At 50.6% G+C, this 14,049-nt stretch carries 6 protein-coding genes; all 6 read right to left on the bottom strand.

The window, feature by feature from the left end:
• Positions 1-4: 4 nt before the first annotated feature.
• A complete protein-coding gene (locus tag QZ076_RS11685; RefSeq protein ID WP_293713488.1) occupies positions 5-4,333 on the bottom strand; it encodes a T9SS type A sorting domain-containing protein in 4,329 nt (1,442 codons plus the stop codon).
• 343 nt (positions 4,334-4,676) lie between these two features.
• Positions 4,677-6,590 carry a TonB-dependent receptor gene (locus QZ076_RS11680; RefSeq protein ID WP_293713487.1) on the bottom strand — a complete coding sequence of 638 codons (1,914 nt, stop codon included), beginning with the start codon at positions 6,588-6,590 and terminating at the stop codon, positions 4,677-4,679.
• Between the two features lie 92 nt (positions 6,591-6,682).
• Entirely contained in the window at positions 6,683-7,084 is a 402-nt protein-coding gene (gene nikR, locus QZ076_RS11675) for a nickel-responsive transcriptional regulator NikR (RefSeq protein ID WP_293713486.1), read from the bottom strand.
• 129 nt (positions 7,085-7,213) lie between these two features.
• On the bottom strand, positions 7,214-8,833 hold the full coding sequence (locus QZ076_RS11670) for a SusD/RagB family nutrient-binding outer membrane lipoprotein (protein ID WP_293713518.1): 1,620 nt from the start codon (positions 8,831-8,833) through the stop codon (positions 7,214-7,216).
• Positions 8,834-8,848: 15 nt separating this feature from the next.
• A complete protein-coding gene (locus QZ076_RS11665) occupies positions 8,849-12,172 on the bottom strand; it encodes a TonB-dependent receptor (RefSeq protein WP_293713485.1) in 3,324 nt (1,107 codons plus the stop codon).
• A gap of 185 nt (positions 12,173-12,357) precedes the next feature.
• Positions 12,358-14,040 carry a SusD/RagB family nutrient-binding outer membrane lipoprotein gene (locus QZ076_RS11660; protein WP_293713484.1) on the bottom strand — a complete coding sequence of 561 codons (1,683 nt, stop codon included), beginning with the start codon at positions 14,038-14,040 and terminating at the stop codon, positions 12,358-12,360.
• Positions 14,041-14,049 lie beyond the last annotated feature (9 nt).

Below are 14,049 nucleotides of genomic sequence, written 5' to 3'. Positions count from 1 at the left end.
TGGTTTATTTTACGATGATTTTATGGGTGGAGGACTTGCCCGTCTCGGTGGTCACCTTCACCACGTAACTTCCCGAAGCCACGTCGGCAGGGATCGTTGTTTCGGTAGTCAGGGTGGTCAGGCGCTCAAGCAGCTGTCCGTTCATGTTGTAGATCTCGATCATGGCCGATTCGGGAGCTTCGCCCGGTGTGCCGAGGCTGACTGTGATCGGCATGTTCTTCTTCACCATCGCCGGATATACCCGGGTGATCGGGAACTGGGTCAGCGTATCGAACGTGATCGGGCAACTCACGACATAGGTATCATCCGCACGGTATGCCTGGATGTAGTAAGTACCCAGCAGCCCCTCCGGTACGGAGTAGTAGATAGAAGTGCCATTCTTGTCGATCTTCTGACCGTCTTTGTACCACTGGAAGCGGACAAACTCGTTATCCTGATTCGTGATGTAGAGGAACTCGTTCCATTTTACCTGGATACGCAGACTGTTTTTACCCACCGTTACCGTGCGGCTGCTCTCCATTCCGCAGTCGCCGTATACATCCACGTAGTAGATACCCTCCTTGTCCGGAGTCAGGGCTACCGTGTAACTATCCGAAGTCGCACCTGGGATGGCCACTTCATTGAAGAACCACTGGTAACTCAGGTTGACACCCGTCGCTTCGACCGACAGGGTGAAGGCATCACCGTCGCAAACGTTCACCGACTGCGGCTGGCGGGTGATGGTGGTTGTCTCCAACACTTCGATGTTGAACGGGTAAACCTCCTCGCGATCCGGTTCGCTCTTCAGACGCACATAAATGTTGGCGTGGTAGATACCTCTCGGGATGCGGTTGGCTACCGGGACAATGATGTATCCCGGAATCAGGTCTTGGTATTCGGTATCGCTGAAACCGGCAGCAATCGCTTCATCCGGGAAACGGACGGCGTACTCGAGCAGATAGTCCGGATTTAGGACACTGACAGGGATTCTGAATTCACCGTCCACGCTACAATACGGTGCCGTTTCGCCCACATAGACCATACCTTCATCGGTGATAACGATGGTATGCTGGTAAGCTGGCTGGTTGTAGTACCGCTCCGTTGCAATGCTTTCACCGTTGTAGAGCGTCAGCTTGTGTACATTATATATATAGGTACCGACAAGCGTATGGGCCTCTCCTTTGTTGAAGGTGTAACGTTCGGTTTTCAGGACAGCTTCGTCCAACGGATAATGATAACCGGCCGGAGTGGCTGTGTACTCTATTTTCCAACTATCGTAAGTGACGTTGTTGAAGCCGACCGGGCGTATCTGCACGTACACCGGCGTTCCTTTGGTGACGGTAGTTGTCGTCAGGTTGTCCACATCCCGAAAGTCCTCGAGCTTGTTGGAGGCAGTGGAGACAGACCATTGCAGCGCGCCGCCAGGACCTGGACCTGGGCCTTCGCCGTCACCGATCACGATCGTGTGGCGATAGGGAGAGTTTGCATAGTCATAAGTCTCGACCGTCTGGTTGCCGTACATGTCATACAGGGTCAGTTTGGTGACGGTGTATATATAAGTTCCCTTTTCGGTATGGGCCTCCCGGTTGTTGAAGTTGTGACGTTCGGTCTTCAGTGTCGGGTTCATGCCATAGTAGTGTTCAGCCGGGGTCACGGTGTATTCGACTGCCCAGCGTTCGAAGTTGATGCCCTCATGTCCGACGGGACGGATCTGAACGAAGACAGGAGTGCCGTAATTCACCGAAGTGATTGACTGGTCGTCCACATCCTTAAAGTAAGGCTGTTCGCTCGTCACGGTGGAGACGGACCATTGTAGGGCCGGATCTTTCACGACCGGTTTGTCCTGGATAACCACCTTATGCGTACAAGATGCGTTCCGGTAGATGTAAGTGGCCACTTCCGCGCCACCTTTATACAGAAGCAGCTTGGTTACATTATAGTAGTAAGTGCCTTCGAGCGTGTGGGCTTCCCCTTTATTGAAGTCATAGCGCAAGGTTTTCCCGATAGCCTCTCCCATCGGATAGTGATAGTCGACCGGGGTGGCGATGTACTCGATCGCCCAAGTGTCGAAGTCGACATGTTCCAAGCCGACCGGGCGGATCTGTACGTAGACAGGCGTTCCGACCATAACGGTCGTCGTGGAATTGTTATCCACATCGCTGAATTCATACGAATCGGCGGTGGTCTTGGAGACAGACCATTGCAGCTTCAACGAGGAATTGGGCTCCCACTGGGCGTAAAGGTCGGTGTTCTCGGTGATAGTAAAGGTCGTTCCGGGCTGGTAGGCTATACCGGTTCCGTCGGCCTTGGTCGTCCATTTCAGGAAGATGTAGTTCGGACGGTTGGGCAGGCTCGTGGCCGGATAGGTGGCAACTGTCGCCGTTTCCGCTTCAACAAGCTGTACATATGTCTGGTCGGGGCTGAAGTTGGAATGATAGGTCAGATCGTATCCGGCATCTCCCCATACAGCGTAAAGGGTGAGGTTGTCTTCTGCATAGGTAAGGCTTTTACCTGCCGTATAGGTAGGATCAGGCTCCGCGGCATTGGCTGTAAGGGCCCATCCCTTGAAGGCTTTGCCGGTGAGGCTGGCTTTCAAGGTGGTTTGTCCATCGACAACGGTTGTCTTACCGTCGATCGTACCGATGGTATAGTAATCGGTCGCCTTGTTTTCGGACGTTGCTTCGTAGTAAACCTCGCCTACATAGTCGATTTGCGGGGTTAAGCCGAAAACGCCTCCGTTGGCATTATACTTCACCCACGACATTTCGATGGCTCCCTGGTCTTTATAATTCTTGAAATTCCGCTGGTCGGTTGTCGGTAAGGTGGCCGAATAGTTGTAGCTGTTGTCAGCAATACCCTCCGGCTTGATGGGGATGGTCTTTACAATTTCATCGTCCACACCGGCTTTTATTCCGGACAGGTTATCGGAGAAGCGGAAGTTCTTGCCTAACACAGCATCTTCAGTATACGCCGGAGTGTTGCCTTTGTCGACATTCAGTACGTTTCTCGTTCCGGCCGCTACAGTCGTCGAATTGGATATATCTTTGTAATTACTCGCGGTGTTCAACACGCCGGATGCATTGTAAACTTTGTTCCCCAAGTACAAACAGCCGTTGTTGGTAAGGCCGGCAACAATACCCCAGCTGCTGTTTCCGCTTAACCCGATCGCCCCGCCGCGCTGTTCGACTTGAGATCTTGAGTCACCGGATACATTACCTACAAAAGTACAGCCCGTAAGAATGTTATTCATGATACTGCTTCCGCCATTTTTGAAAAACTGGATTGCTCCACCGGTCACATTTGCTCCGTTCAGTCCATAGGCCACATTGTTATAAAACGTACAGCTGGTGATGTTGGTGGTCATTCCCTTCGTTCCGGTCACCTGTATCATCATCGCGCCACCGTCGTCATGGGCGAGGTTACTATCGAAGGTCGTTTTATTGATATTCAGGGTAGCTCCGTAAGTGCTACCGCCGGCGTCAATGATATAGATCGCTCCGCCGTCGAAAGTATTCTCTATATTTATCCCTTCTCCATTCGTCTCGTTTTCCTGGAAAAGACATTCGTTTATAGTCATATTACCATAAAAATAATGCATGGCCATAGCACCTCCGCCACCGCCAAACGGGCCGGAAAGGAGACATTTGTTTTTATTCTTCCGGAAAACGGTATTATTGATCACCAGGTCGCCCATAAAGTTTTTAGACGATATAGCACCACACTCGTAACCGGCACCGGTAGCAACATTATTCGCTATAGTGGAGTTTTTGATCGTTATCTTCGAAGTTCCGGCCACCCAAATGGCAGCAGCGCTGTTGACTACCGTATTATCATAAATCCTTGCGTACGAGATAACCGTGGAAGCATTTCCCGAAGTATTGATATTGATGCCCCCTCCCGTGGAATTGTAAAAGTCCATTTTCTCCAGAACCAGCTTACCGTTGGAGGCTGTGTTATTAAACAGGCGGTTATTCACTCCGTCACCATCCATCTTAATATTTCTGATTGTCAGCGTTTTGTCTCCCGTTCCGTTAACGGTGATGCTACTTCCTTTCCATACTTTCCCTTCGCCATCGACAGTGACGTTAACAGTTGGCATCGCCAATGTGGCATTTCCAAATACAAAACTACCTGATAAAGTGATAACCTCCCCTTCGGTAGCTCCCGACACAGCCGTCTGAAGTTCAGCAACCGTACTTACTTCTCGAGCCGTGGTGGACTGAATCGAAAAAAAGGTCATTAACAACAAGAAAAACAAAGGGATGAATGGTTTATACCCATAGTTACATTTGACAGATGTAACATACCTTGCCAGCCGGCAGCCAGCAATCAACAAAGTAATACTTTTACTCATAATTCTAATAAAATAAAGTTCTATAAAATATCTTCAACCCGAAAAAAAAGGGGATCTCATACTCTTCTCCAATAGTTAAAATACACTATTAAATCAGGACAAATTTACTTTTTCCGAACAGTATTTTCCGTTAATTTAAATAGATTAACGTAGCTTTGAAATTCAAAAGGGATATAATATACATTTACACCTATATACTTTACATATCGATCAAACGGAAAGAAAAAAACAAGCCGAATTTTACAGTAATTAACCAATAAACATAAAAAAACCACATATAAAAAAGAGACCGTCCCAAATACTTTGGAACAGTCTCCCGTTAAATAATTTAATTCATAATGAACTAGAACGTCACGTCAATCCCTCCCATAAACACAGCCTTCGGCATCGGGAAGCCATAATTGATCATGTAACGCGTGGCGGTCAGGTTCTCTCCCTTGACGAAGAGATTGAGTCCTTTGTCGCGACTGCCGAACCGGTAGGCGGCACGGGCGTTGAGAACGGTATAATTTTCCTTGACTTCGGAGACTTTCTCGCCGGCAAGTCTCACATAGAGGTCGTATACAGACTGCACATTCGCGTTAAAGGTAAAGCGTCCGGGAGCATAAGTCGCACCCACGTTGAGCTTATGGGCCGGGGCAGCCAAGAGCGGTTTGCTGGTGTGGAGGTAGCTGTAATTCATATCGACGCTGAGGTTTCCGAGGATCTGGTAACGACCCTCGAACTCGATACCTTTGTTGGTGAAGGTTCCGACGTTACGGTTCTTCATCGGATACTGCTGGCCGGGCATCAGGCTTACCGACTCGATCATATTCTTTCCGTCGATAAAGAAAGCCGTCACCTCGCCATACAAGCGTCCGTCAAAGAACGACTGTCCGACAGCAAGTTCGTAATTGAACATGTTTTCCGGTTTCAGTTCATCGTTGGCTGCCCCCCACATATACATCTCGCGGATGTTGGGACTGCGGAAACCTTTCGAGAAGGAAGCACGGATCACATTGCCCTCGAGCGGGCGAAAGGTAAGGCCTGCCTGCGGAACCCATTCGCCCCCGAACACACTGTTATGCTCATAACGTACACCGGCGTTGATACTTAACATATCGAAGAGGTCTTGTTGCATGATGACGTAGCCGGCCACTTCGTTGACCGATTTGTCGATCAGTTCGCCTTTCGGGCCATTGATGCTGTCGTTCCACGCATGTCCACCCCAGTTCTTATAGTCGATACCAGCCGTAAAGGTGTTGCCTTCGACGAGACGAAACGACTGGTAAAGCAGGACACCTGTGTTATGATCATCCGAACGGAAAAGGTATGTGCGGGGTGTTCCGCCGGGCTTGTAGCCATCATTCACTTCGTGATTTCCCCAGTTGTAGAACACACGAAGGGCACCGCTTGTCTTTTCGTGATGGTTTTCGAGCGCAAAAGAGGTCGTACCACGCAACACGTCTACCAGGTAGTCGAGCACCGGTTCGTCGATCGTACCGGGGTTCTGGGTCTTGAACTTGGCCAGACTCAAGTCGCCCGTCACGCGGTAATGCTCGTTAATCTTGTACCCCAGGTTGGCAAAACCATTGGTGATATGGAATTTGGAATTGGACCGATGGCCGTCCGTACGGTCGTGGTTCACGGAAATGAAGCTGCTGAAATTACCGATGTTGTAGCCGTTGTTCACCATATACTTCTGCGTGTTGTAGGAACCGTACATGATACGTGCCTGGGTGCGCCGTCCCTGCTGCTTATGGTGACGGGTGATGATGTTCACCACCCCGCCCATCGCGTTGGAACCGTACATCAACGAGCCTGGGCCACGGATCACTTCCACCCGTTCCACGTCCGAAGCCACATAAGTGTCGGGCAGGGCATGTCCGAAGATACCGGCCCACTGCGGCTGTCCGTCGAAGAGCATCAGCACCTTGTTGCCCTGCCCGACACCACGGATGTTGACCATCCCTGCCGATCCGTCGTTCACCCCGAAGCCGGTGATACCTTTCTGCGTCACAAAAAGTCCGGGGACACGCTGCGAGAGCACCGGAAGCAGGGCCGACTCGCTGCTGGCCTCTATCTCGTCACGGTCGATCACCGAGATGGAAAGCGGGACACTGTTGCGGTTTACCTGTATCTTGTTAGCCGAGATCACGACGCCTTTCAGATTGATCAGGCTGTCTATTCCCAGTGGTTCGATGGGTTCTACCGGTTCAAAGGAGTAGGCAAACGTACTGAACAATAGCCCTAGAATAAGTAAAAATCCTTTCTTCATAATTTAAATTGTATAATATTTGTCATCTGTTCCGCGGCACAAAGTAACACAAATAAACGAAATCGTGTTACTTTTCATGCAAAAAAATATAACTAATCAGCCCGACTCATCACCAGTTTACCGTGTTTAATCCCCTTGATAGCAGTCAGTTTATCCGACAATTCGGTCAAACGGTGGGCAGTTCCCATCACGGTAACGATGTGAAGGCAGAAATTCTGATTGACATAATATTGGGAGGAAGAGAGTATCACATCCCGGTAATCCTGCTGGATACTCACGATCTTTGAAGCAATAGCAGTCTTCTCTTGATCGTACATAATAATAATAGTGCCGGCCACGATGTGATTGCATTGCCATTTCTTCTCGGCCACGTTCTTTTCTATCAGGAAGCGAATGGCCTGTGAGCGGTTCGCAAAGCCATTTTCGTCCACATACTGGTCAAGCGATTCTAACAGGTTGTCTTCAAGGGAGACGCCAAAACGTTTTATCGACATAGATTGCTTCATTTATTTTGAGCGGTAAATATACTATTTTATTACCGATACAAAGATAAAGGAGCCAAAAAGAAATAATGTAATATAAATTACAGTTATTATTACCAATATTACTGTTTTGGTAAATTTTCAGAAATTCCTTCCCGTATCCCACCACAGGCGGGTGCCGCAGTTGTCGGGTCCTGCGAGGGCTTCAACGAGGGCGTTGTACTGCTCGGGGTTGGCAGTTTTGATGCCGACGAAGAAATTGAGCCGACGGGGACCTAGGCGGGTATCGACTGTTCCCTGGCTGTCGTTCACCAGGACGGGAAAGAGGCGTGGATAGCCCGTGCGCCGTTGTTCGGCCCAAGCTTCACAGCCTTCGGGATAGCAGGCAATCCACTTCTGGGTGATGATCTTTTCGAGTTTCTCTTCGGATGAGGCCTTTTCGTCCCAAGCTGGCGTGACACGACTCACGGGGGGGGCGTCGAAGGCGGCATTGAAAGCATCGCGGTAAACTTCCGGCGTACGGGTGTTATGGAGATAAGGGACAACATCGCCGGCACTCCACTGCGCAAAGGAGGCACGAATGCCGTTTTCGTAGCACCACTGCACATTTTCGGTCGACCATCGCCGCAGGGCTGCTTCGGCACGGAGGAACCAGATTTCGGCGGCCGTCATCAGCACTGCGTCGGTCGACTGGGTGATTGTGGTCTTCGAATGCCCGCTATAATTCTTATGGTTGAAGCCCGTCCCCTGGCGGATGCCTTTGTAGGTGCCACCCACTGGAAAGAGTTCGATCCCTTGACCACCGGCAGCCCGGGAGAAGTAGCGCGGCAGGCGGGGGTCCTGATATCCCGTCAGATACGACTCCATATTAGCGTTCATGATCGCCTCGCCCCAAGCTACATTGATCTCGCCCAGGGGGTTATAGTAACCGCTGCCGTTGGTCGACACGGCAATTATATCGTCGTCCTCCTCGAGTAGTCCCCCAGGATCGGACAGAGCTTTACGGGCTTCGGATACGGCCAGCCCGGGGTCGGCCATAGCGATGCGCACGGCCAGCCGGAGGCGCAGGGAGTTAGCGAAACGTATCCAGGTGGCATAGGTGCGTTTACCCACAGGCATGAGTATATCGAACTTGGCGAAGTTCTCCACCTCCGGATGCGCGGCCACGTAGCTGCGGATCATTTCGATACCGGTGTCGAGGTCTTCGAAGAAAGCGCGGTAGGCTTTCGGCTGGGTATCGGGCCTCGATCCGGTCTTCGACCCAAAGTCGGTGTAAATAATGGGCCCGTACAAATCGGAAACACGGTGCATGCTTTCTACTTTTAGGATGCATGCTATTCCGAAAAAGGATGCATACTTTTTTTCGGTCAGTTCCTGCGCCTTCAACACCTCAGGCATGATGTAGCCGTAGGTGTTCTCCCAAAATGTGCCGTTCCAACCGTCCTGCATGTTATAGATGGTGTTACCTCTTCCCTCGATAAAGGGGTTGAAATCGTGGAAATAGCCCGCAAACATATCCGCACCGAGATTCTGCATCACCTGAAACGTCCAGTTCTTTCCCCCGCCCCAGTCGTAGTTAAAGTAGATTCCCTGCTGTACGACTTTCAGTGGAAGTCCGTATTTATTGAATTCCTGTTCCTTCAAATCGTCGGGGAAGCCAGCCCCGTCAGTATTGTACGACTCAAAACTGCCTGTGCAGGCCGCCATGCCCAGCAGACAAGGCAGCAGCGCAAAGGCGATATATTTTGTGTATTTTCGCATCATCATCCGTCAGTGTTAGAAAGTAAGTTTAACATTCAGTCCCAGGCTACGGGTAGTCGGCATACCGAACACGTCCACGCCCTGGTTATCATTCTTTGTAGAAAGCACCGCATCGGGGTCGAAAGGTGCCTGTTTATGCAGAAAAAAGAGGTTGCGACCTACGAACGAGAGTTGCACTTCACGCAGAATTTTCGACTTTTCCAGCAACTTCTCCGGGAAGGTGTAGCCCAGCGAAAGTTCGCGCAAGCGAATGTTCGTCGCGCTATACATATAATATTCCGTGCACCCTGTGCGGCCGCTCACAATGGTATAGAATTTCGACGGGTTGAGGTGAGTGCCTTCCAGGTCGACATAACCTGTATTGCGTGCCTCGCCCGATTCCCAGCTGACACCTTTCTGATCCATATCAGCCTGTGTTTGCGAGAGCACATCACCGCCGAAACGTCCGTCGATCAGAAAATAGAGGTTGAACCTTTTCCAGGTGAAAGAGTTGCCCCAGCCGAGCATAAAGTCGGGGTTGCTGTTGCCAACCTTCTCCGTATTGCCCGAACCTATCACGACAGGTATCTGGTCGCCGTCCACGTCCTTCATATAGAGGATCTCCCCGTTCACATCGCGTTTGAAAGCCTTTCCATAGATGTCGCCCATCGAGCCGCCTTCAACCAGGCGCATGGAGTAGGAAGAAGAAAAGCCCTCGTCACCATAAATAAAAGTCTTCAGGTCGGGATGAAGCGCAATCACCTTGTTGCGGTTGGCCGAAAAGTTGAGCAAGGTCTTCCAGTGGAAGTCGTTTGTCATCACCGGCGTGACACCGAGACTGGCTTCGATACCCTGATTGCGGATGTCCCCGGCATTGACATAATAGTACTTATAGGTCGCACCAGCGGACGAAGGCAGAGTGAAGAGCTGATTCTTCGTGTTGGTCTTATAATAGGTAAAGTCGAAATCGACCCGGTAATTGAAGAATTTCCACTCCGTTCCGACCTCCCAAGATGTACTCATTTCGGGTTTCAGCTCGTCGAAAGGCGCACCTGAGTCGGGCTGGATTGCACCGCCTGCTATGATTTGGTCGTTGCTTCCGGCAATCGGGTTGCTGAGGAACAATGGCAGGTCGTTGCCGACCTTGCTCCACGAACTGCGCAATTTGCCGTAACTAACCCATTCAGGCATCGCAAGTGACTTGTCGAGTATCCAAGAGAGACCGACCGAGGGGTAGAAGAAACTTTTGTAGCGAGTGTAAGCCAGTGTCGACGACCAGTCGTTGCGGGCAGTCAAGTCGACGTAGATGCTTTCCTTCCAGCCTAGCTGCGCGGTGGCGAAGGCAGACTGGATGACGCGCTTTTCGTTGATCTTCTGGTTGATATAGGCGGCGGTCGACATGATAATGTTGGCCACCGTGAAGAGGTTCGGGTAGTAGAGCGAGGCTGTTTTTGAGTCGAGCCTCAGCGAATTGACCGTCTGGCTGTTAATACTTCCCCCGAGGGCCCCGGTCAGAGTGATCTCGTCCCATTTCTTGTTTACCATCGCCATCACGTCGCCATAGTAAAGGTTTTCCGTGTAATTAAGGTCGATGTAACGACCGTTTGCTCCCGCCAGAGCTGGGGCAGTGGAGGCATACATTTTCTGGTCGAACGTGTCGTGTGCATAGTCGGCCGTGCCCCGTGCCTGTAACTTCAACCAGTCCGTTATCTTCAAACTGGCGGTGAAGGAGGCGATAACACGTGTACGTTTGTCGTCGCTCTTTATACGATTTGTCAGCCAGTATGGGTTCTGTTCCATGTCAAGTTCACCATCGGTGTACCAGTTCTGCTCCATCAGGTTGCGTTTGTCGTTGAAGGTTTCGAAACGGGTACGATATTCGTCAATGTCCTCGCCTCGTGGGAAACGGTAGAGGCCCACTAGCGGGTTCATGTAGTAGCCACCCGAAGCGGGACGATCCTTGATGCTCTGTGTCATCAGGTTGACGTTGGCATCGAGCTTAAGATAGTCGTCGAAGAAGCTAGCGGTTTCGCGAAAATTAAGGTTATGTTTCTGCATCTTATTGTGTTCTACAATGCCCCGGGCGGAAGTGTTGGCATAAGAAAAATAAGTCTGCATCTTCTCGTTACCGGTCGTCAGCGAGAGAGAGTTGATAGCGGTCAGGCCGTTGCGGAAGAAGTCGCCCACATTGTCGTAGCCAGGCAAAGCCGATTTCGGTCCCCAACTGGTCTTTGTTTCGCGATCCATGCCATAGTCGTTCTGGAAACGGGGAAGGCTCACAGCATGGTCTACCGTCAGGCTCGACGAGAAAGTGACGCGCTGCACGTCGGCCTTACCTTTCCGGGTAGTGATGAGGATCACGCCGTTGGCGGCCTGCGAACCATATAAGGCTGCGGCGGATGCGCCCTTGAGGATGCTTATGCTCTCGATGTCGTCGGGGTTGAGGTTGGAGATACCGTCACCCCCGTCGCGGTTTCCGGCATCAGCCGTACCTCCAATGGCGGAAACGGCCTGTTCGTTGCTGCTGTTCAACATCGGGACACCGTCGATCACGTACAAGGGCTGGTTATTTCCTGATACGGAACGGTAGCCGCGGATGATGACCCTTGCCGAGCTTCCCAAGCCGAAAGAGGTGCGATTGATCTGCACACCGGCAGTTTTGCCGGCCAATGTCTGGATGAAATTCAGATCCTTCGCCCTCACCAGCTCGTCTCCTGCCACCAGTTGGGTTGCGTACGGCAGGGAAGCTTCCTGCTTGGGAAGGCCTAGGGCGGTAACGACCACTTCGCCCAGCTGCTGTGAGTCTTCGGCGAGTTGGATGTGAAGAGTTTTCTCCCCGCTATACTGAATTTTCTGCGGAAGATAGCCGATATACGAGACCTGGAGGGTGGCTTTTGAGGGCAGGTAGAGCGTGAAACAGCCGTCAAGGTCAGTCACTGTACCCTGATTCGTACCCCGGATCAGGATATTAGCACCTATAATCGGTTCGTCGCTTTTATCCTTTACGGTACCTGTTACACGGCGGGGTGCCTTTTGCTGCATACGGATCACGTCTTCGCGGTGGTTCAATATGATTTGTTGGTTGACAACCGTGTAGACGATGCCGGTATCTTTAAATAAGAGGTGCAAAAGATCGAACAGGTTTTTCCCCTGCAGGTTTTCACTGACAGGCAACGACAAGTCGATCGCGCGCGCGTCATATATAAAGGAATAAGGGGTTTGCTGCTCGATTACATCCAATATTTGGGCCAGATTTTTCCCTGAGACTTCAGTTTTTAACGTAAACTGGTCGTCCCTAACTACTTGGGCATTCACTCCGACACACAAAAGGAGTCCCAACAAAAAGTAGTAAATTTTCATAGTAACGTTATTTATCATGCACTCTATTCTAATCTTATTTCAGGTAAATGTACACAATTATTACACAAATACAACTTTAGCCCATAAAAAAACTCATCTGAAGGCTCCTTCTTCACAGAAAGAGCACTCCAGGTGAGTTTAATATTAATTATGTTGAAATAGTTTCAATACGTATACAACAGCGTTTATTCAGCAGATGTACAGTAGTTTACATTTTTGTCCCACCATAGGTTGGCTGCAACGTTATCCTTACCGCCCAACATTTGGACACCTCTCTGATATTCATCCTTATTCACCAGGCTTTCCTTTACCGGATATTTGATACGTTTGATGAAGTTCTTCGGATCTTTGATATCCTTTGAATAACCTCCGAAAACTGTTTCATCGCGGTAGATAGCTACATCCAAGCGCGGCAGATTCAGCCGGCGTTTGTCGCTCCAACCTTCCCAACTCAAATCGGGAGTACCGGCAATATACTTCTGGGTAATGATCTTTTCAAGGGCAGTGTTGCCTGCTCCGGCCTGATCGTCATACTTGGCGCTTGTTCCGGCCAGATTCTTTTCTGTGGAAGCCAGGTATGCATCAGCTTCACTGCCTACACCCCATTTCTCGAAAGATGACCTTACACCTTCTTCGTATTCGTGTTTGGCGTCACCCGACAGAATGCCACGGGCATACAGTTCAGCTTTCAGGAAGCATACTTCTTCGTAAAGAAATACATCATAGGGGCGTGAGTTGTATTTGGAACCGTCTTTCACCAGGTAACCCAGCTCGGCATAGTTCTTCACCACATATTCGCCCTTGTTCTGTTCTTCCACACGGGCACCATACGGCAGGCCTTGCCAATTACCGCCTGTGATAGAAGGCTGGAAGATTTTCGGAGCACGTGGGTCAACCATTGCGGGATGAACGGAAGATACCGGAATCGCCGGATCGCCGGTCAACGTAGGAGTTGTGTTCTCAACGCCCGCAGGCCATGCAACGCCACCAATGTTGGTAACTAGTTTCTCAAACGATTTCGACATGCTCAACGGACCGCCCCAGGTGATCTGGAACATCACGTAGTTGTAATCCTGTCCCCATGAGCCGTCGGCCTTCGGAGGCATGTAAGCATTCTGGCGAGAACTGCTGATCAGGCCGCCATCGGCATTAATCGCAGCCTGGGCCTGGGCCTTACAAACATCGGGAACCACTTCGGAAACGCGGAGAGCCAGGCGCAAGCGAAGTGAATTAGCGAAGCGTTTCCAGGCGTCGTTGTCGCACTGGTAGACGATATCATTGCTCTTGTCCGTAAAAATACTCTTCGCTGCGGAAGTGAACATCTTCGGTGCTTCGTCGAGTTCGGCGAAATACTCTGTATAGATATCCTCCATCTCACGGTAGGGAGGGTTGGCCTCGGGGTCATCGGATGGTTTTGGGAAAGGCATAGGACCGAACAGGTCAGAAGCCATCGAATGTACATATACACGCCAGATACGTGCGAAGGCAATCGTATTTGCGTAACTATCGGCATCTTCACGGGCTGAGAGGTCACGGATCACAATGTTGAGGGAAGCGAGCTGTTTGAGGTATTGTTCCCAGATAACCAGGTTCCACCCATCGTTCTGAACATAGTTGGCTGTTGACCAACCGCCTCCGTCGACCACCATCTGCGAATACAGGTCTACCTGTAAGGCTTTCAAACGCTGTTCAACATCACCGTCTATGATTTTACCTCCACGAACGGTTCCGAGCAGACGCGGCTCGTTCATATTATAATCGACATCGTTGGTCGGCTTGTTAGGGTTCTCGTTCAACCCCGTCAGATCACAACTGGACACACCCAGCAAAAGAAGTGAACAAGCAGCTAATATCTTAACATTTTTCATAACAATTCT

Source organism: uncultured Parabacteroides sp., from assembly GCF_905196875.1.
In the GTDB taxonomy this organism is placed as follows: domain Bacteria; phylum Bacteroidota; class Bacteroidia; order Bacteroidales; family Tannerellaceae; genus Parabacteroides.
This window is presented reverse-complemented; position numbering and strand designations above follow the sequence as displayed.